At 75.3% G+C, this 18783-nt stretch carries 17 protein-coding genes and 1 pseudogene; 9 read left to right on the top strand and 9 right to left on the bottom strand.

The window, feature by feature from the left end; all coding sequences use genetic code 11:
* Positions 1–105 precede the first annotated feature (105 nt).
* Positions 106–654 (top strand): DUF1772 domain-containing protein, encoded by a 549-nt coding sequence (locus BI06_RS37230; protein ID WP_082558958.1) that lies wholly within the window; start codon positions 106–108, stop codon positions 652–654.
* Positions 655–821: 167 nt separating this feature from the next.
* Positions 822–1895 carry an AraC family transcriptional regulator gene (locus tag BI06_RS37225; RefSeq protein WP_063795109.1) on the top strand — a complete coding sequence of 358 codons (1074 nt, stop codon included), beginning with the start codon at positions 822–824 and terminating at the stop codon, positions 1893–1895.
* A gap of 102 nt (positions 1896–1997) precedes the next feature.
* Here BI06_RS37225 and BI06_RS37220 read toward each other — a convergent pair whose 3' ends face one another.
* The 3 genes from BI06_RS37220 to BI06_RS37210 form a co-directional block, all read right to left on the bottom strand.
* Complete coding sequence (locus tag BI06_RS37220) at positions 1998–2561, bottom strand: DUF1772 domain-containing protein (RefSeq protein ID WP_030393007.1); 564 nt, start codon at positions 2559–2561, stop codon at positions 1998–2000.
* A gap of 110 nt (positions 2562–2671) precedes the next feature.
* The gene (locus BI06_RS37215; protein ID WP_369826357.1) at positions 2672–3412 is read right to left on the bottom strand and encodes a histone deacetylase; all 741 of its coding nucleotides are present in this window, start codon (positions 3410–3412) and stop codon (positions 2672–2674) included.
* A gap of 141 nt (positions 3413–3553) precedes the next feature.
* Complete coding sequence (locus BI06_RS37210) at positions 3554–5155, bottom strand: MFS transporter (RefSeq protein ID WP_082558957.1); 1602 nt, start codon at positions 5153–5155, stop codon at positions 3554–3556.
* A gap of 94 nt (positions 5156–5249) precedes the next feature.
* Here BI06_RS37210 and BI06_RS37205 point away from each other — a divergent pair, with 94 nt between their 5' ends.
* Entirely contained in the window at positions 5250–5924 is a 675-nt protein-coding gene (locus BI06_RS37205; protein WP_043475723.1) for a TetR/AcrR family transcriptional regulator, read from the top strand.
* A gap of 139 nt (positions 5925–6063) precedes the next feature.
* On the opposite strand, the gene BI06_RS37200 is transcribed toward BI06_RS37205, so the two are convergent.
* From BI06_RS37200 to BI06_RS37190, 3 genes are all read right to left on the bottom strand, one after another.
* Positions 6064–7293 carry a hypothetical protein gene (locus BI06_RS37200; RefSeq protein ID WP_051742725.1) on the bottom strand — a complete coding sequence of 410 codons (1230 nt, stop codon included), beginning with the start codon at positions 7291–7293 and terminating at the stop codon, positions 6064–6066.
* Positions 7294–7736: 443 nt separating this feature from the next.
* Positions 7737–8780: an NUDIX hydrolase gene (locus BI06_RS54220; protein ID WP_051742724.1), complete on the bottom strand. Its 1044-nt coding sequence runs from the start codon at positions 8778–8780 to the stop codon at positions 7737–7739.
* 458 nt (positions 8781–9238) lie between these two features.
* Positions 9239–9637 (bottom strand): SH3 domain-containing protein, encoded by a 399-nt coding sequence (locus BI06_RS37190; RefSeq protein WP_043475720.1) that lies wholly within the window; start codon positions 9635–9637, stop codon positions 9239–9241.
* Between the two features lie 272 nt (positions 9638–9909).
* On the opposite strand from BI06_RS37190, the gene BI06_RS37185 reads away from it, so the two are divergent.
* Together BI06_RS37185 and BI06_RS37180 are read left to right on the top strand one after the other, a co-directional pair.
* Entirely contained in the window at positions 9910–11769 is a 1860-nt protein-coding gene (locus tag BI06_RS37185; protein ID WP_030393000.1) for a serine/threonine protein kinase, read from the top strand.
* Between the two features lie 232 nt (positions 11770–12001).
* A complete protein-coding gene (locus tag BI06_RS37180; RefSeq protein WP_030392999.1) occupies positions 12002–12493 on the top strand; it encodes a hypothetical protein in 492 nt (163 codons plus the stop codon).
* A 28-nt stretch (positions 12494–12521) separates the two neighbouring features.
* Here the strand turns inward: BI06_RS37180 and BI06_RS37175 are convergent, their stop codons facing one another.
* Complete coding sequence (locus BI06_RS37175) at positions 12522–12968, bottom strand: DUF1772 domain-containing protein (RefSeq protein WP_030392998.1); 447 nt, start codon at positions 12966–12968, stop codon at positions 12522–12524.
* A gap of 91 nt (positions 12969–13059) precedes the next feature.
* Here BI06_RS37175 and BI06_RS37170 point away from each other — a divergent pair, with 91 nt between their 5' ends.
* Complete coding sequence (locus BI06_RS37170) at positions 13060–13638, top strand: TetR/AcrR family transcriptional regulator (RefSeq protein ID WP_043475717.1); 579 nt, start codon at positions 13060–13062, stop codon at positions 13636–13638.
* A 120-nt stretch (positions 13639–13758) separates the two neighbouring features.
* Positions 13759–15375 (top strand): hypothetical protein, encoded by a 1617-nt coding sequence (locus tag BI06_RS37165; RefSeq protein ID WP_043475715.1) that lies wholly within the window; start codon positions 13759–13761, stop codon positions 15373–15375.
* Here the strand turns inward: BI06_RS37165 and BI06_RS37160 are convergent.
* Together BI06_RS37160 and BI06_RS37155 are read right to left on the bottom strand one after the other, a co-directional pair.
* On the bottom strand, positions 15330–16409 hold the full coding sequence (locus BI06_RS37160; protein WP_051742723.1) for a winged helix-turn-helix domain-containing protein: 1080 nt from the start codon (positions 16407–16409) through the stop codon (positions 15330–15332). The genes BI06_RS37165 and BI06_RS37160 overlap by 46 nt on opposite strands.
* 104 nt (positions 16410–16513) lie before the next feature.
* A complete protein-coding gene (locus BI06_RS37155) occupies positions 16514–16987 on the bottom strand; it encodes a hypothetical protein (protein WP_043475712.1) in 474 nt (157 codons plus the stop codon).
* 303 nt (positions 16988–17290) lie between these two features.
* Between BI06_RS37155 and BI06_RS37150 the strand changes: the two genes are divergently transcribed.
* Together BI06_RS37150 and BI06_RS52985 are read left to right on the top strand one after the other, a co-directional pair.
* Positions 17291–18511, top strand: coding sequence for a hypothetical protein (locus BI06_RS37150; RefSeq protein ID WP_063795108.1), 1221 nt, complete (start codon positions 17291–17293; stop codon positions 18509–18511).
* A gap of 62 nt (positions 18512–18573) precedes the next feature.
* Positions 18574–18783 (top strand): annotated as a pseudogene (locus BI06_RS52985) (hypothetical protein); the annotation flags it as partial.

Genomic DNA, 18783 nt, shown 5'->3' with positions numbered 1-18783 from the left:
GACCCGCCCGCCGTGCCGCGATCCCCGGACCGCCCGCCCGTCCCGCCCCTCGCCACCCCGCCTCCCTCGCCACCCCGCCCCCTTCGACAGCCTCCGGAGCCCGCCATGTCCGCCGCCCTCGTCCGTGACCTCGCCGCCGCGACCACCACCGCCTCCCGCGCCGTCGGCCCGGTGCTGGCCGCCGCCACCACCGCGACCGGCCTGATGGCCGGCCTCTTCCTCGCCTTCGACGTCGCCGTCATGCCCGGCCTCGCCGCCGGCGACGACCGCACCTTCGTGACCGCGATGCAGCACATCAACGCCTCCATCCTCAACCCGGTCTTCGGGGCCGTCTTCGCCGGTGCCCTCGCCCTGCCGGCCGTCGGCACCTGGCTGCTGCACCGTTCCGGGCAGCGTGCCGCCACCCTGTGGACGGCGGTGGCGACCCTGCTCTACCTCGCCGCCCTCGTGCTCACCTCCGCCGTCAACGTCCCGCTCAACGACCGGCTCGCCGCGGCCGGCGACCCCGCCGCCGTCACCGACCTCGCCGCCGTGCGCGCCGCCTTCGAGCCGACCTGGACGACGTCCAACATCGCCCGCACGGTGCTCTGCACGGCCGCCGCCGTCGCCCTCACCCGCGCGCTGCTGCTGCACCGCCGCCCGGCGGCCCGTTGACCGGGGGCCGGTCGCTGGTGGGCCTGCGCGCCGTCGGACCACCTGCCGCGGGCGCGTCGGTCGGGGGACCGCTGACCGCCCGCCGACCGCTGACCGACCGTCACCCGCGCCCGGCCCGGCCGACGTCACCGGCGCCCGCGTCACCGCCGCGTCTAGGCTGTCCCCTCATGGACACCCTGACCGGGCTGCTCGACGGCCCCAAGGCCCGTGGCGCGTTCGTGCTGCGCTCCGTCCTCAGCACGCCCTGGGCCCTGCGGATCGAGGACCGCGCGCCGCTGTCGCTGGTCACCATGCTGGACGGCGCGGCCTGGATCATGCCCGACGGGGCGGATCCGGTCCTGGTGCGGCCGGGGGACCTCGCCCTGCTGCGCGGGCCGGAGTCCTACACGGTCGCCGACGACCCGCGGAGCGAGCCGGACATCCTGATCGGCCCCGGGCAGATCTGCTCCCGGGACGGCGCCAGCGTCGCCACCTCGATGGCGCTGGGCGTGCGGACCTGGGGCGAGACCCGGCCGGACGACGAACGCCCCTCGGTCATGCTGTCCGGCACCTACCTGGCGGAGCACGAGATCGGCCGCCGGCTGCTGGGCCACCTGCCCACCCTGCTGGTGCGGCCCGCCGGGGTGGACACCACCGAGGACACCCTGGTCCGGCTGCTCGCCACCGAGGTCACCCGGGCCGAACCGGGCCAGGAAGTGGTGCTGGACCGGCTGCTGGACCTGCTGGTGGTCGGGGTGCTGCGGAGCTGGCTCGCCGCCCCGGACGGTGCGGCGCCCGGCTGGCTGCGCGCCCAGGCGGACGAGGTGGTGGGTCCGGCGCTGCGGCTGCTGCACGACGATCCGGCCCGGCCGTGGACGGTGGCGGCGCTCGCCACCGAGGTCGGGGTCTCCCGGGCGGGGCTGGCCCGGCGGTTCACCGCGCTGGTCGGCGAGCCGCCGATGGCGTACCTGGCGAACTGGCGGCTCGCGGTGGCGGCGGACCTGCTGCGCGACCCGGGGCTGACCGTCGCGGCGGTGGCCCGCCGGGTCGGGTACGGCGACGCGTTCGCGCTGAGCACCGCGTTCAAGCGGGTGCGCGGGCTGACCCCGCAGGAGCACCGCCGGCTGGCGGCGTCCGCCGAGGCGGGCGGCGCGGCGGACGGCGTGCCGGGTGAGGCGGTGGACGACGGCCCGGCCGAGCCGTCCTCGGCGGCGGCGCGGCCCGCCGCGGTCCCGACCACGGTGGTGCTGGCGGCCGGTTGAACCAGCAGCGGCCGGTTGGACGAGCGGCGGCGGGTTGGACGAGCGCCGGTCGGTCGAACGGCCGGTGCCGGTGCCGTGCGGCAACTGTACCGGCACCAGCTCTCAGCTCGGCCGCATGTGGCAGTGCAGCACCAGCGCCCAGCAGAGGAAGCCCAGGGCCGCCGTGGACAGCAGCGCCCGCGCCGCGTTCCACCGCACCCACCTGGCGCGGAACGGCCCGCACATCCGCGTCGGCTGCCCGGTCCGGCCCAGCTGCGCGGTCAGGCTCAACTCCCGCGCCCGGCCGAGCTCTCCGGCCTGCTGCGCCAGCGCCTGGTTGAGCGGGAGGTTCACCATCCTGGTCACCACCAGGGAAGCGGTGTAGCAGACCAGCGCGCCGACCGCGGCGGGCAGCACCCGGCGGCCGTCGCTCGGCAGGTGCAGCACCACGGCCACGCTCGTGAACACCAGCGCCCCGACGAATCCCACCAGGAACCACCCGTTGAGGATCGCCACATTGAGCCGCTGCATCACCTGGGCGACCATGAAGTCCCCGGTGCTGCCGAGCCCCGGCGTCACCGAGCAGGCGTAGGTGTAGAACAGTCCGGCGGTCAGCCCGGTGGTGACCGTCGCCGCCACCAGTGCGAAGACCCGCATCGCCTCCATGTCGTCCCTGCCCCCGTTCATTCGCTCGGTACCACCCGGTCGGAGCGGCCCGCGTGCCGATCATCCGTCATCGAACTGCCGTTTGCCCACCGAATTGGCGGATACACAACCGATGATGACGGATGGTCATGTCAACGGCGGCCGGAACCCGTCGCGGAGGCGGATCCTCCGCTGTGCGGGGCGAGCGCGGCGTGCAGGGACTCGACGGTCCAGTGGCCGGCCGCGCCCGGCCGGGTGGCCAGATAGACGGCCGCCCGGCGTGCGGACCAGCCGTGCGCGTCGGTCAGTCCGGCGGCGATGGTACGGAGGTAGCGGGCCCGCGGGGCGTTGAGTTCGGCCTCGGCGAGCGCCCACGGGGCGGTGAAGGTCAGCACCGGGAGGCCGTCCAGGGTGCCGAGGCAGACCAGGGTCCGGTAACGGCCCGCCCCCTGCCGGTCGCGGCCGGTCCGCAGCACGGTTCCCAGGTCGAGGTCGGTGCCCGGCCCGCCGCCCATCTCCTGGGCGGCGATGTCGCTGAACTGCCCTGCTGTCAGCAGATGGGCGCGGGCGGGCGCGGTGCCGGGTCCGTACGGGTCGTAGAACGCCATGCCGCCGCCCCAGACCCGCGACTCCAGGGCGAAGTAGAGTCTTCCGGGCAGTCGAACGGGCACCGACCGCAGCGGCGGCCGGCCGTCCCGGCAGCCGGGGTACTCCCGGGCACCGTCGGCCGGCCGCCCGCCGCCCAGGTAGCAGGAGAGCCGCTCGGTGTGCATGTTCGAACCGTAGGCGGCGTACCAGACCGGATCGTCCCGGCCCGGGGCGGCCGCGGCGGTCGCCGGGTCGACGGGCCGTCGGACCGGCAGGATCGGTCGGATCGGCAGGGAGTCCTCCACGGCCGGTGACGCTACCCGCCCTCGGGTGCGTTACTCATGGAGCACACTTTCGAGTGGACCGGGCATGGCGGCCCGGGAGCGGGGGGTAGGCCACCGGCATGACGACCTGTGGGACGACTGCCTTCGACGTTCGTGGTGGAGCTATCGGCCGGGCGAGGGCGTGGCTGCCTTCTCCCGGGCGGGCGAGTCCTGCCGCCCGGGTGCCGGGTCGGGAGCCGCGCCCCGGCTCGGCGCGGCCGGCTGCTGCCGGCGGCGTCGAACGAGGGCCGCCGCAACGCCCAGCACGGCCACCAGGGCGCAGAGTTGCGTGCCGTGGTCGAACGCGGTGGTGAAGGCTTCGTTGGCGGCGGAGACCAGCCGGTCGGCCGGCCCCGGGGGCAGTGCGGCCGCGACCAGGTGCGCGGAGGGCAGGTCCGCGCCGGCCGGGGCGGGCACGTCCGGCAGGGCGCCGGCCAGCTGCGACCGGTAGGAGGCGGAGACGACGGTACCGACCACCGCGATGCCCAGGGCCCCGCCCAGTTCGCGCACCACGCTGTTCACCGAGCTCGCCATGGGCGACTTCTCGAGCGGTACGGCGGCCACGGTCAGCGTGCTGGCCGGCGCCATGACCAGGCCCATTCCCGCGCCCACCACCCCCATGGCGAGGGCGAGCACGGCGTACGGGGTGGTGACGGTGATCAGGGAGAGGGCGCCGAGTCCGGTGGCCATGACGGCGAGTCCGTTCGCGACGGTGTTCCAGGGGCCGAGGCGGGCGGATGTGCGGTCGCTGGTGCCGGCGGTGGCCGCCATCGAGAGCGCGAACGGCAGCGCGCCGAGCCCGGCCTTGAACGGGCTGTAGCCATGGACGAGTTGGAGGTACTGGGTAAAGCCGAAGAGCATGCCGAACAGCGCGAAGAACGTGATGCCGAGGATGCCGCCGGCGGTGCTGAACGTCCGGTCGGCGAACAGGCGGACGTCGACCATCGGGTGGGCGGCGCGCAGCTCCCAGAGGGTGAAGGCGGTCAGCAGGACGGCTGCGGCGGCGGCCTCGGCCAGGGTGGTGGCCGTCAGCCAGCCGCGTTCCGGGCCTTGGACGACGGCGTCCACCAGTGCGGCCAGCCCGGCGGCCGAGAGCAACAGGCCGGGGAGGTCGAGCCGGCCGGTCCGGCGGCCAGGCAGAGGCGGGACGAGCAGCAGGACGGAGACGAGAGCGAGGGCGACCAGCGGCACATTGATCCAGAAGGTGCTGCCCCAGGCGAAGTGGTCGAGCAGCAGCCCGCCGGTGACCGGGCCGACCACGATGCCGATCCCGGCGGTCGCGGACCAGACGGCTATCGCCGCGCCGCGCTCCCGGGGGCCGAACAGCGCCACGATGATCGAGAGGGTGGCGGGCATGACGAACGCGGCGCCCAGGCCCATCAGCGCGCGGAACGCGACGAGTTGCCCGGTCGAGTCGGACAGGGCGGCGGCCGAGGAGGCCAGGGCCAGCACCACCAGGCCCCCGGTCAGGGTGCGGCGGTGCCCGAACCGGGAGCCGAGGCTGCCGGCGGTGATCAGCATCGCGGCGAACGCCAGGGTGTAGGCGTTGTTGATCCACTGAAGGTCGGCGGTGGAGGCGGGCAGTGCCTCGGCGAGCGCGGGCAGGGCCGTGTTGAGCACGGTGTTGTCGATGGTGGTGACGACCAGGGCCAGGCAGAGCGCCGCCAGGGCGGGCTTTCGGCGCGGGTGGCCCGACTCGGGGTCGGGCAGGTCCTCGTTGCGCATGATCTCCCCATGTCCTCATGCTCGTAAGCTTACGAGTGTTAGCTTGATGGGCGGGACGCTACAGCGATCGGCTAACACCTGTAAAGTTGCGACCATGACGAAGGCCCCCGCAGCTACCGACCACCCCGCCGGCGATCCCGCCGACCAGGGCGAGGACGCCTCCCCCCGGCCGCGGAACCGGCGCGGGCAGGGCCTGCTCCTGCGGGAGGAGATCGTCCGCGCGGCCACCGCCCTGATCGTGCGCACCGGCTCCGACCAGGCCGTCACCCTGCGCTCCGTCGCCCGCGAGGTCGGCATCGCAGCTCCCTCGATCTACGCGCACTTCCCCGACCGGGACGCGATCGTCGAAGCGGTCGTCCTCGAGGCGGTCGCCCAGCTCCACCGGGCGATCACCACCGCCGTCGCGGCGCACGAGGACCCGGTCGATTCGCTGCTCGCGGGCTGCGCCGCCTACGTGGACTTCGGCGTCCGCGAACCCGCGCGCTACCGCGTCCTGTTCGTCCGGTCCCATCCCCGGCCGGAAGTCCCGGCCGCCGAGACGCCCGGCAGCCGGCAGGGCCTGGACGCGTTCCAGCTCCTCGTCGACAACCTCGAAGCCTGCGTGGCCGCGGGCCGCTCGTCCAGCACCGACCCCTTTGCCGACGCGGTGGGCATCTGGACGGCCCTGCACGGCCAGGTCACCCTCCGTGCCGACCTACCAGGCTTCCCCTGGCCGCCCACCGACATCGTCGAGCGGATGACCCGCAGCCTCGGCCGCATCGACTCCTGAGCCGCCCCGCCCGCAGGTCCGGTCCGCGGGGCCCCGGCGCGGTCCCGATGTGCCGCGCTCGCGCCGGACGCCCCGGCCGACGCGCTTGGTGCGCGCCGACCGGGGCGTCCGGACGGGAAGGCGTCGGGGCGGCCCCGGGTCAGCTGCCGCTGGAGACGGTGGCGGCCGATCGGGCGGTGGCCGCGCCGGCCGCAGCGGCCGCACCCTCGCTGCCGGGTTCGGCCACGACGAAGGCGGTGCGGCCCTTGCACTGGGCGTTCTTCTCGGCGGTGGTCATCTTGCGGGTGTTCCAGGTGACCACGCCGGCCTCCTGCGGGACCGGTCCGGTGCCCGAGAAGTTCTTGACGTACCAGACGTAGTGGCCCCAGTGCTTCGACTTGTAGTGCAGCTCGTAGGTGCCGGCGGCGGACTGGAGGTGGGTGTTGCGGTCGACCCAGCCGACCTGCCCGGCCGGCACCTGGAGCGTGGTCTCCTCGGCGAAGGTGTCCGCCCAGGCCCACTTGTGGCCGTAGCTGGCCTTGAAGGTGACCTCGAACTTCTCCAGGAAGTCGAAGCCGGCCGTCACCGAGATCTCGGTCGAGACGCTGTTCTCGCCGCTGGTCTGCTCGGTCCAGGTCATCTTCCTGGTCTGCGCGACGGATGAGCAGTTGTAACCGCGGGCCACCTCGTGGGCGCCGCCGTACGAGTAGCTCGCGTTCCCGGTCGGCCGGAAGTCGCAGCTCTCGGTGGCCTTGCCGCAGTCCTTCAGCAACTGGGCGGTGGTGGGCGACTCGCCGTAGGTGAAGTCGATCGCGCTGGCCCGGTCGTTGAGGTCGCCGATCCAGTCCTGGTCGCCGACCTGGTAGCCGGTGTTGGCACCGCTGAAGTCGGTGTGCTCCCAGTGCCGGACCTGGCAGTTGTTGAAGGTCTTGTAGGAGCTGATCCGGTCGTTCCAGTCGGCGCCCAGGGCCAGCTGCCAGCGGGCGCTGCCGCAGGCGGAGGGGCCCGTGACGCTCAGGCTGGCGCCGCCGAAGTTGCCGTGCTCGTACTCGGTGGACAGCACGACGGCGGCAGCGGCGGCCGCGGCCCCGGGCCGTGCGTCCCCGCCCCGGGAGCCGACCGTCTCGCCCGCCCGGTCGATCCGGTCGGCGAACGACGGGTCGGCCATCGCGGCCTCGACGTCCAGCGGGGCGTCGGTGACGAGACCGCCGGTGGCGGCCGCGATGGCCTGCCGGTAGGTGTCGAAGCAGCGCATGTCGCCGCCCTCGACACTGACGGTGCAGTGCTGGGGAGTTCGGGCGGTCGCGGCGGTGGCGGTCGCGGGGGCGAAGGCGAGCAGTGACCCTGCGGCGGCGAAGACGCCGACGGACTTGAGGTGGCCGGTGCGCATGGGGCGGTGGTCCTCTCCGGAACGGGGAAGCGGGCGGACGAAGGGCGGGCACGCCGAGGAACACCGGCACGGACGGGCGCCGGGGAGCGTGCCGACGGCGTCCGTGGAGTGCGGCCGCCTCCGTCGACGGAGACCATAGGGGCGCCCCGGGACCGCCCGGTGGCCCCTTGAGCGAAATCTGAGCCTGCCGCGGACGATGCGTCCGGACGGGCAGCGCCCCCGGTGCCGGGCGGGGTCGGAACTGTGCAGGTGGCGTATCCAAATGCCCTGTTCCGGAGGGGAGTTAGCGGCTTTTGGCACGTGTACGACAGGCCGGTCCCGGGTTGCCCCGGCGACTGCCCGCTCGGGCACGCCGCCGCCGTGCCCGGCCGGAGGGTGGGTCGGCGGGTCCTGCCGGGACTCCCGGGGGCGGTGGGACGGTCGGCTCGGACGAATCGCCCGGCTCAGTCGGCGGTGGGCTCCCGGCTCGTGGCCGGCTCCGGGCTCGTCCTCGGCTCCGGGTCCGCCGGCTCCGGGCCGGGCAGGGTGCCGGCGACGGCGCGGCCGGAGGCGCGGGCGGCCAGGGCCTGCCGGGCCCGCTCCGCGCGGTCGGCGCCGGCCGCGGCGTCCAACTCCCCGCCGTCGGGGTAGAACCACGCCCAGTCGGTGATCTCCCCGTCGGGGCAGCCGAGCCGGACGGTCTCGGGGTCGGCCGTGCCGAAGTCGTGGAAGAACTGGACGATCGGGTGGTCCGCCCCCGGCTCGGGGTGCCGCCAGAACACCGCCAGCAGCGGCCCGGCCGGCCGGTCGAGCCCGGTCTCCTCGCGCAGTTCGCGGGCCGCCCCGGTCGGCGAGTCCTCGTGGGAGTCGAGCACACCGCCGGGGAAGTTCCAGGCCCCCGCCCCGGCCCGCGGCCGCCGGTCCGGTTCCCGGACCCGGGGCTTGACCATCAGCAGCCGCCCGTCCGGGGCGGTCACCACGGCGGCCGTGCACAGCCACGAGCGCGGGGTGGTGGCCAGCCACTGGGTGCGCGGCAGATGCGGCCGCGCGGGGCCGTGGGCGCGCAGGAACCGCACCGTCTCGGGGGTGACGCCCGGCAGGTTGTCCGTGAAGAACCAGGCATGGGTGCTGTGCCGGGGGAGGGCGAGCCGGTCCAGCGCGCCGGGCGCGTGCGCCGACAGCGCGTACACGTGCCGCAGCGCCGGTTCCGTGGCGTCCTCGAACACCCCGACCGGATGCCCCGCCGGCCCGGCCACCCCGCAACTCTCGGCCAGCGCCCGGACGGCGCCCCGCGCCGGGTCCTCGCCCGGGCGCACGGCGGCGGACGGCAGTTCCCAGCGGCCGTCCGGGCGACGCAGCAGCAGCACCCGGCCGAGCGTGTCGGTGACGAGCGCGGCGGCGACCGGGACGGGAACGGGGGTGGATACGGGGGTGGCGGGCAGGTCGGCGACGGACGGGTCCGCGCCGGGAACCCCGGTCGGCGGCAGGGGACGGGACGAACGGTGCACCTGGAGGTCTCCTTGGGCGAGGGGGATCAACGGGGCGGGGGGAGGGAGGACCGGACCGGCCTCAGGGGGCGCCCTCCGGCCGCCGCCCGGGGCCGAGGGGCGGTCGGAGGACCCCGGCCACCGGGCCGTCGCCTCCGGCCGGGCCTTCGGCTCCGCCTCCGCCCACGTCCATTCGGGTCGCCTCCGTCCGTCCACGGTGCCTGCCTGGCCGCGCCGGGTGTTCCCGGCGGCCCCTACCCGCCCGGGTCCGGTGCGGAACGCCCGCCGCCGGTCCGCCCCGGAGGGCCGGGAGCACGGCGGCGCGGCGCACCCGCGTCCGTCCGCCGCCCGCGCCCCGCGCGCCCGACCCCGTCGTCCCCGACCCCGATCCTGATCCCGTCCCGGACCCCGTTCCCGTCTCCGCCCCCGCCCCGGATCCCGGGGTTCGCCCCCTTGCCGCCGGTCGCCCCGAGCACCGCTCACCGTTCCTCGCCCGGCGGGGGAGTCGGACACACCGCGGCGGGGTGCCCCAGCGGGGCAGGGTGGCCCAGCAGCGACCAGAGCACCCAGCCCGTCAGCCCGCTGCGCACCACGACGACCCGGCTCCAGCGCGTCCCGAGCGGGGAGATCCAGGTGTCCACGATCTCCACCCGCTCCCCGCAGTGGGCGAGGCCCAGCACCGCGTCGTCGACCGAATGCTCGCGCCGCACATTGGCGGCGTTCACCGTGACCACCCAGCCGCGCGGGGCGTTCAGCGGCGGCGGTCCGGCGTGCCGCTCCGGCGGCGCAGGGTGGTCGGTCCCGGCGGCCATCGCCGGGAGGACGAGGATCAGAAGGGAGAGCGCGGTCCAGCTGACCCTTCCGAGGTGTGCAGGCATACCGGGCACAACGAGCCGATCCGGCGGCAGCCGACCGTGCGCGCCCACGGCCACCCGGAAGGCTGCTCCGGCTCGCTCGGGCGGGTGCAATCACCACCGCGCCCGTGCCCTCCGGGCCCCGCCCCGTCCTCCTGGCCGGCCGTGTTCACCTCCGTGTTCACCACCGCGCTCCCGGCCCGGGCCCGGAGTGGGCAAGGACCGGGCGTCCACGGACCGTTCGGCCGCCCCGGCCGGTCGGCCCGCTGTGGTCGGCGGCCCCTACGATGGCGGCCATGAACACTGGGGGGCCGGAGACACGGCTCATCGACAACCGCTTCGAACTGCTGGAACGCCTCGGTGGCGGCGGCATGGGCCTGGTCTGGCGCGCCCGGGACACCATGCTGCACCGCGAGGTCGCACTCAAGGAGGTCCGCCCGCCGGACCCGGCGATGGCCGCGGCCAACCCCGAGGCCGCCCACGAGCTGCGCGAGCGGGTCCTGCGCGAGGCCCGCGCGCTCGCCCGCCTCCAGCACCCGCACGTCGCGGTGATCCACCACATCGTCGACACCCCCGACCACCCCCACCCCTGGCTGGTCATGGAGTTGGTGAGCGGCGGCAGCCTCGCCGACCGGATCGCCCGCGGCCCGCTCACCGTCCCGGAGGCCGCCCGGATCGGCCGAGGGGTGCTCTCCGCGCTGCGCGCCGCCCACGCGGCCGGCATCCAGCACCGCGACGTCAAGCCCGGCAACGTGCTGCTGCGCGCCGACGGCACGCCCGTCCTCACGGACTTCGGCATCGCCGCGATGCAGGACGCCAACACCGCGCTCACCGCCACCGGCGCGCTGATCGGCTCGCCCGAGTACATCGCCCCGGAGCGGATACGCGGCGAGGAGGGCAACCCGTCCTCCGACCTGTGGTCGCTCGGCATGCTGCTGTACGTCGCCGTCGAGGGCCACCACCCGCTGCGCCGCGGCACCACACTGGCCACCCTCGCGGCCGTCCTGGACGAGCCGCTGCCGCCGCCGACCCGTTCCGGTGCGCTGGGGCCGGTGCTGGCCGCCGTGCTGGCCCGAAACCCGGCGGTGCGGCCCGACGCCGCGCAGCTCGACCAGGCCCTCGCCGCCGCCGAGGCGGGCGCCGGCCCCGGCGGGGCGGGGCAGCCGTCCTGGCAGCCCACCTTCCTGGACTCGGCCCGCCCGCCGGTCGGCCCGGATCCCACGGCGGCCTTCGGCACGCCGAACCCTGCTTTCGGTGCGCCGAATCCTTCCTACGGGACGCCCGACCCTGCCTACGGCACCCCGAACCCCGCTTTCGGCACCCCGCAGACCGGTTACCCCACCCCGAACCCCGCCTACGCGAGCGAACCCGCCACCGACGGAGGGCACTTCGGCAGCACCGGGACCCAGTACCTGGGCGCCACCGGACCCACCGTGCCCCCGCCGCCCGCCCGCCGCCGCCGCACCGGCGCCACCGTCACCCTCGCCGTCGCGGGCGTGGCCCTCACGAGTGTGCTGGTCTGGAACCTCCGGCCGGACGGTTCGAGCAGCACCGGCGGCAACACCGGCGCGGGCTCCGCCCCCAAGGGGACGAACGCGCCCGCCGACCCGGGCGGCCCCCCGGCCTCGACCGGAACCGCCGCGCCCACCGGCCCGGACACGACCGCCTCCGCCGCCCCCACGGCGAAGCCCTCGCCGAGCGCACCGAAGACCACCGCGCCCGCCAAGGACCTGCTCACCCCGGACGGCGTCCGCACCGTCGTCGCCGCGATCACCGCACAGAGCGGCAGCACCAAGGTCAAGCAGCTCGCGGTCTACCCGGAGTACGCGAGCGCCCAGGTCCCCACGGCCGACGGCCGCGGCTACGACTGGTACGACTACCGCAACGGCAATGTCGCCAAGCGCGTCGGCGGGTCGATGGGCAAGGACAAGCCGGTCGACCTGGCGCAGTACGACTGGGACGTCGTCCCGGCTCTGCTGAAGAAGGCCGACGAGACTCTCAACGTCAAGAACCCGACCAGCCGTTACCTGCTGATCGACTGGTGGTCCGACGGCTATGCGGCCATCCGGGTCTATCTGTCCGACGAGTACCACAACGGCGGCTACCTGCTGGCGGACAGCAAGGGGACCGTGCGCCGCACCCTCCCTGCCGACTGACCCCGTCGACCGACCCCCGGCGCCCCCACGGCCCACGGTGGGCCGGATCGGGCCCGGTGGGTCCACGGACGGTGGCGGGCGGCCCCGCCCCGGACCATGCTGGACTGGTCCCGGGGCGTCCCGGCAGGTTTCCTCGACGGGTGTCCCCGGCGGTCGTTCCCGCTGGTCACCCCCAGCGAGTGCCTCCGGCCGCCCCCGGCGCCCCACCCCCGAGCGAGGAGCCGTCGCGACCATGAGCGAGAACCACCACGTCCTGCTGCTCGACTTCACCGACGGTGCCGCCTGCCGCGCCGCCTTCGACGAGGCCGCGCACCTGCCCGGTCTGCGCCAGTCCGCGATCGTCGAGCGCGAGGCGGACGGCACCCTGGACTTCCCGGCCAGCCAGGTCCGCGGTGCGGGCGCGACGACGGTCGGCGCCGGGGTGGCGGGCGGACTCGCCGGGCTGCTCGGCGGCCCGATCGGCGTCCTGCTGGGCTGGGTGGCGGGGACCGCGCTCGGCAACGCGGCCGAGACCTGGCGCGACGAAGCGGGCGGTGCCGGCCTGATCGTCCTGAGCGAGGAGGTGGAGGACGGCCACTGCCTGCTGGTGCTGGACGTCGTCGAGTCCTCCCCGGAGCCGGCCGACGAGCTGGCCGCCCGCCACGGCACCACCCTGCGCCGCCTCCCCGCCGACGAGCTGGCCGCCCGGGTCAAGGCGGCCCGCCGCGCCGCCGAGGAGGCGTAGGAGGGTCCTGCACTGGAGCCCGCGGTCCTCAGGCGAGGGCCGAGGCCAGCAGGGCGAAGGCCGCCACGATGACGGCGACCCGGGCGTAGTGGTAGCGGTCCCAGCGGTTCTGCTGCTCCTTCCAGTCCGCGGGCCGGTTCTCGGGCGTCCACGTCTTGCTCCGGTTGTTGATCGGGACGAGCAGCAGGACCGACATCAGCACACTCAGGATCAGCAGGCCGGCGGCGACGACGACCAGGCCCGCGCCGGGGTTGTGCCGACCGGCGACGGCCCAGACCGCGCTCAGCGCGACCGAGGTGATGTACCAGACCGGCATCAGGGCGCCGAGCATCCGGCCGCCGTGGGCGCGGCCGAGCTGACCGGCGTCCTCGGGCAGTGCGCCGAGGATCCGGTTGACGACGAAGGCGACGCAGAACTCCACGCCCACCATCACTCCGACGACCACGGTGGTGAAGACCTCAAGTGCGTTGAGCATGATGACCCCTCCTGGGATCTAGCGCTGCTAGCTGTTGAGGCAACGCTAGACCTACTGCCGCTCGATTGTCTAGCGGTGCTAGAATCTGGTCATGTCCCTACAGGAACGCAAGCAGCGCGAACGGGCGGACCGCGCCCGCCTCATCGTGGCCACGGCCCGCGAACTCGCCGAGCAGCAGGGCTGGGAAGCGGTCACCACCCGCCGGCTCGCCGAGCGCATCGAGTACAGCCAGCCCGTCCTCTACAGCCACTTCCGCGGCAAGCGCGAGATCATCGGCGCCGTCGCCCTGGAGGGCGCCGCCGAGATGGCCGCGGTGCTGCGGGCCGCCACGGCGGTCGCGGACGGCCCCCGCGCCCGGGTCGTCGCCCTGGCCCGCGCCTACCTCGACTTCGCGGAACACAACCCGGCGGTCTACGACGCCATGTTCCAGCTCGACGGCGGCCTGGCCTTCGCGCGCGAGGACACCCCCGCGCCGCTGAAGGACGCCTTCGCCGCCCTGCTGGAGACCCTCGCCGAGGTCGCCGGGGAGGGGGTCCACCCGGCACTGTTCACCGAGACGTTCTGGGCCGCCCTGCACGGGCTGGCCACCCTGACCCGCGCGGGGCGGCTGCCGCCGGAGCACACCGGGCCCAGGGTGGAGCTGCTGGTGGACCGGCTCGCCGTGCTCTGACGCGGTCCGCCCGCTCGCCGGCGGCGCCCGTCGAGCGCGAACCGTTACCCGCCCCTGGCGTACGCGGGTGCCTGCCTGGGGAGGCTGCGGGGCATGCGAGGGGCGGGGGAGCGGGGAGCCGTGCGGGCGATCGTCCGCTGGGCGGGACATCCGGGGACGCTGGCCGCGGTGGCGGTACTGCTGTTCAACGACCACGTGGGGAAACGGCTGTGGCCGGGCGCGCTGACCGGCAAGGTCAGCGACCTGGCGTGGATGCTGGTGTCACCGGTGGTCCTGGCACTGGTGCTGACCCCGGTGCTGTCGCTGGTACCGGGCCTGCGGTTGCACGGGGACCGGCCCGCGATCGCGGGGCTGGCGGCGACGGGCGCGATGTTCGCCTTCGCGAAGTCCGGGCCGTGGGGCGGCGAGGTCGCTTCGGCGGTGTGGTCGTGGAGCGGGGTGCCGAGCCGGATCCAGGGCGACCGGAGCGACCTGGTGGCGCTCCCGGCGCTGGGGGTCTCCTGGTGGCTGTGGAAGCGCTCGCAGGCCGTCGGGAGGTCGCGTGCCGCAGGACGGTCGTGGCGGCCGGCGGCGGCTGCGCTGGGGGTGCCGTTGGCTGTCCTCGCGATGGTGGCCACGTCGCGAATGGAGCCGTCCGACGGCCGGGACGAGTCGTTGTGGAGCAAGGGATCCCGGACGATGCTCCAAACCTACGAGAGCTGGTGGACGACGCGGGACGGCGGTGCGAGCTGGACCCCGGTGCCGCAGGGCTCCGATGCCGGCGCCACGCAGGCCCACGGCTTCGTCGGGGACGGTCGGTGCACGGCACCGGTGCGCCTGCTCTGCTTCCGGGTCCGCGACGACGCCTCCCCGATCGAGGCCAGTGAGGACGGCGGACGGAGCTGGTACACCGCCTTCGACCCCGGTGCGAGCCGGCGCCGGATGTTCTCGGCTGCACCGGTTGCGACACCGGGCGAATCACCGCCGGCTGCGGTACCGGGCGAATCACCGGGCGCCGATACGCAGGCCCCGTCCGCCCGACCCGCCGCCTACCCCGCCCAGGTGCTCGTGGTCACTGCGCCCGAGGGCTGGGCGGTGATCGTGAACTACCCGAACTTCGGGCTGGTGCGCGGTACACCGGACGGGGTGTGGAAGCTTCAGGACTACCCCGTTCTCGTGGACCTGCCCGTCTCCGAGCCGCCCCGGCACTGGCCCCTCGGGCTACCGGCGGTGGTGGCCGCCGGGTTCGCCGGCGTACTGGCGGTCGCGGCGGTGTGGCTGCTGCGCGCCACCGTCCCGGCCGGGCGGTCCTGGGAGCTGTGGTTCCTGTTGCTCCGTCAGGGGCTCTGCCTGTACTGGGTGTGGCAGGCGGCCTGGCTCTGCGGCGGAGAACTGCTGTGGCGGATACCCGGGGTGCTGGTGGCGGGCGTGGTGACGGTGCCGCTGCTCCCGATACTCTGGGCCCTCCGGCACGGCCCCGACCGGGCGGGAAGCCGGCTGCTCCCCCTGACGGTGGGCGGGGCGGTCGTCGCGGTGTTGGCGCTGCTGCCCTACCTGCGGTGGGCGGCGCACGGGCTGTCGGCCTGGTCGCAGGCCTCCGACCAGGCGTTCCTCTGTGCCCTGGCCGCCACGGTGGTCGGAGCCGTCGTCGGTGCCCTCACCCCGCCCCCGGTCGCGCCGACCGCTGCGGCTGAAACGCGGTCGGACGACCCTCAGGAATGGGCTGAACCTACTGAACCGACTGAACCGGGAGCCTGAGCCCCGGGCGGCGCCGCGTCCAGCAGCACCTGGCCCGCCGCCGTGCGGTGGTACAGCACCGAGCGGCCCGCCCGGCGGCGCAGCGCGAGCCCGGCCTCGCGCAGGATCCGCAGGTGCCGGCCGACCGACCCGAGCGGGAGCCCGGTCAGCGCCACCAGTTGACTGGTGGTCTTCGGTGGGTCGAGCGCCACGAGCAGCTCGGCCCGGCCCCGCCCCAGCAGCGCCGCCAGCGCCTCCGGCACCGGACGGCGGTCCTCGTCCACCAGCACGCCCGAGCACGGGTACACCACCGCGTACCGGCGCCCGGGCCGCACACGCCGCCCGTCCACCGCCGGCATGTCCCAGCAGAGCCAGCTCCGACCCGGCGTGACCGGCACGAACAGCAGCTCCGCGGCGGTGAGTTCGCGCGATTCGGCGGCGGGTCCGGCGCCGGTCCGCAGGCCGTCGCCGCCGAGCCAGCGCATCCCCGGCCGCAGGTCGCCCAGCGCCTCCGCCCAGCCGCCGGTGCCGAGGCGGGCGGTGCGCGCCAGGATGTCGGCCTCGATGATCCGCCGCCGGCGCGCCCAGTCCGGTTCGACGGTCTCCGTCCACACCCAGGACAGCAGCTCGGCCGCGCGCCCGGCGAGGTCCTCGTGCCCCAGCAGCGGCGACGGCAGGGCCGATTCGTCGGCGGCGCCCAGGGCCTCGGCCAGGTCGGCCCGGACGACAGCCGGGGGCGTCGCCCGGACGTCCGCCAGTTCCCGGGCGAACAGCGCCGCCCCGTCCGGCATCGGTGCCGCCGCCCCCGGTGTCGGCGTGAGGAAGGTCGCGTTCCAGCGCGGACCCAGTGCCGTCCGGACCAGCGCGGCGGCGACCGGGTCGGCGGCCAGCCGCTCCCGGTACCGGGGGAGCGCGGCCGCCAGCCACCGCCGCTCGCCGGGGTGGGCGCCCGCGCCCCCGTGCAGGGTCTTCAGCGCGGCGACCGTCTCGGCCAGCGGGGACACCACGAACCGGCTCCCCGCGAGAGTGTCCGCGTCCACCCGCCACCAGCCCATGCCCGTCGCCTCCCGATCGTCCGCTGTGCCTCGGCGTTCGTTCACCGGGACCGGTCCCGCCGCCTGCGGACCCGTCGGGAGATCCCGGCGACCTCCGTGGAGCCTCAATCGTTGCCGAACGCCAGCAGCACCGCGAAGAACTCGTCGTTCGCGCCGGCGACGACGACGTCGATGCCGTGGCGAGTCACGGGACTCCACCGGCCGCCGGAGGCCCAGAAGCCCTCCCAGTTGGTGACCCGGTCGGCCTCCTCGCCGAGGATCTCCGCCACGCGGACGGCGGCCCGGTGCGCGCCGTCCTTGTCCTGGAGCCGGGCGGAGCAGACGAGATCGACGGCCGCCATGTCGGCCATCATCTCGATCGCCTCCCAACGGTTCACCGGGTCGAGCACCGCGGCGACCTCCGCCGCGGAGGTCGGTCCCGTGCCGTGCTCGACCGGCCGGTCGTGACGGGCCTGCTCGGCCAGCGCGAACACGCGATCGGCGATGGGCACATTCGCTGCCGGACCGTAGCCGGCACAGACGCGCCGGCCGACGGCGAGGGAATCGAGCAGCATCGCAAGCTCGTCCTGGGTTTCCACTCCGGCATCCTCGCACCACCCGTGTGTCCGACCGTCACCTGCACGGACTTCGCCGATCCGCGGGCGGCAGCGGCTCGATCACCGTCCACGGATCGGCATCGACGTCCCACCGTTCTGTCCGCGTCACCCCGTACTCCGGAATCCGGCTTTCGCGCGTGGGCTTTCGCGCGTGGGCTTTCGCGCGTGGGCTTTCGCGCGTGGGCCTTCGCGTCTGGGCCTTCGCGCGTGGGCTTCCGTACGTCGGCTTTCGCGCGTCGGCGAAAAGCTGACGCGTCGCCGCCCCCGCCGGAAAGACTCCGCGGCATGCGCACCTACCGGGAGTTGTTCCGCGAGCGCGAGTTCACCGCGCTGTTCCTGTTCTCCGCCGCTCAGACGGCGGCCCAGACCGTCGCCGGACTCGCGCTCGGCGTGCTGGTGTTCCGGCGGACGGACTCGCCGTTGCTGGCGGCGCTGGCCATGTTCGGTCCGGCGTTCGCCCAACTGCTGGGCGCGGCCACGGTCCTGTCGGCCGCCGACCGGCTCCCGCCGCGCGCCGCGCTGACCGGCCTCGGGGTGCTGCTGGCCCTCGGCACGGCCGTCCAGGCGGTGCCGGGTCTGCCGTCCTGGGCGCTGTTCCCGGTGCTGCTCGCCCTAGGGGTGGCGGGCGCGGCGGGCGGCGGGGTGCGCTACGGGCTGCTGCACGAACTGCTCAGCCGGGACGGCTACCTGCTGGGCCGCTCCGCGCTGGGCCTGGCGTCCGGTCCGGTCCAGATCGGCGGCTTCGCGACCGGCGGCGCGCTGGTGGCCGCCCTCACGCCGTCCGGCGCGCTGCTCACGGCCGCCGCCCTGCACCTGCTGTCCGCCGGTGCAGCGCGCGCCGGGCTGCGTCGGCGCCCGCCCCGGGCCGCCGGGCGGCCGTCCGTCGCCGCGACGTGGCGGGCCAACGCGCGGCTGTGGTCCTCCGCTCCGCGCCGGTGCGTGTACCTCGCGCTGTGGGTGCCGAACGGCCTGGTCGTGGGTGTGGAGGCGCTCTACGTGCCGTACCGGCCGGACGCCGCGGGCCTGCTGTTCGCGGTCGGGGCGCTGGGCATGCTGGTCGGGGACGTCCTCGTCGGCCGGGTGCTGCCGGCGCACCGGCGGGAGCCGCTGGCCGTGCCGCTGTGCGTCCTGCTGGCCGCGCCGTATCTGGGGTTCGCGCTGGAGCCGGGCCTGCCGGCCGCGACGGCGCTGGTCGCGGTGGCCACCGTCGGGTACGGGGCGGGGCTGCTGCTCCAGGAACGGCTGGTCGCGCTGACGCCGCCCGAGCTGAGCGGGCAGGCGCTCGGCCTGCACGGTTCCGGCATGCTGGCGATGCAGGGGGTCGGCGCGGCGGCGGCGGGGGCGTTCGCCGAACTGACCTCGGTCACCACCGCGATGGCGGGGACCGCCGCCGCGTCGTTGGCCGTCACCGCGCTGCTCGCGCCGGGCCTGCGGCGGGAGGGTGCCCTCCGTCGCGTCGAGGAGGCCCGACCCGGTGTCACTACCACCCCGCGCCCGCAGGACTGACGCACACGCACTGCTAGCATCCGCGCATTCCGAACAAGGATCGAACAGAGTGGGCGGGTGCGGTGCAGGACGAGTTGCGGACGCAGGACCGGGCGGCCGGGGACGGCGCGGTGCGGCGGCGACGGGTCGCCGTAGGTGTGGCGGCGGGCCTGTGCGCCGCCGCGCTGGTCGGCGCGGGGGGCTGGGCGATGAGCGGGTCCGACTCCGCCGATCCGGCCCCGACGGGTTCGCCGTCCCGGGCCGCCTCGCCGTCCGCCGACCCGTCCGCCGAC

The organism is Kitasatospora sp. MBT66 (assembly GCF_000710405.2).
Lineage (GTDB): Bacteria > Actinomycetota > Actinomycetes > Streptomycetales > Streptomycetaceae > Kitasatospora > Kitasatospora purpeofusca.
Note: the sequence above shows the minus strand (reverse complement) of the source record. Positions and strands in the feature narration are given on the sequence as shown.

Coding starts and splice junctions, on each gene's coding strand:
- BI06_RS37230 (WP_082558958.1), top strand. CDS start 106: ATGTCCGCCGCCCTCGTCCGTGACCTCGCCGCCGCGACCACCACCGCC.
- BI06_RS37225 (WP_063795109.1), top strand. CDS start 822: ATGGACACCCTGACCGGGCTGCTCGACGGCCCCAAGGCCCGTGGCGCG.
- BI06_RS37220 (WP_030393007.1), bottom strand. CDS start 2,561: ATGAACGGGGGCAGGGACGACATGGAGGCGATGCGGGTCTTCGCACTG.
- BI06_RS37210 (WP_082558957.1), bottom strand. CDS start 5,155: ATGCGCAACGAGGACCTGCCCGACCCCGAGTCGGGCCACCCGCGCCGA.
- BI06_RS37205 (WP_043475723.1), top strand. CDS start 5,250: ATGACGAAGGCCCCCGCAGCTACCGACCACCCCGCCGGCGATCCCGCC.
- BI06_RS37200 (WP_051742725.1), bottom strand. CDS start 7,293: ATGCGCACCGGCCACCTCAAGTCCGTCGGCGTCTTCGCCGCCGCAGGG.
- BI06_RS37190 (WP_043475720.1), bottom strand. CDS start 9,637: ATGCCTGCACACCTCGGAAGGGTCAGCTGGACCGCGCTCTCCCTTCTG.
- BI06_RS37185 (WP_030393000.1), top strand. CDS start 9,910: ATGAACACTGGGGGGCCGGAGACACGGCTCATCGACAACCGCTTCGAA.
- BI06_RS37180 (WP_030392999.1), top strand. CDS start 12,002: ATGAGCGAGAACCACCACGTCCTGCTGCTCGACTTCACCGACGGTGCC.
- BI06_RS37175 (WP_030392998.1), bottom strand. CDS start 12,968: ATGCTCAACGCACTTGAGGTCTTCACCACCGTGGTCGTCGGAGTGATG.
- BI06_RS37170 (WP_043475717.1), top strand. CDS start 13,060: ATGTCCCTACAGGAACGCAAGCAGCGCGAACGGGCGGACCGCGCCCGC.
- BI06_RS37160 (WP_051742723.1), bottom strand. CDS start 16,409: ATGGGCTGGTGGCGGGTGGACGCGGACACTCTCGCGGGGAGCCGGTTC.
- BI06_RS37150 (WP_063795108.1), top strand. CDS start 17,291: ATGCGCACCTACCGGGAGTTGTTCCGCGAGCGCGAGTTCACCGCGCTG.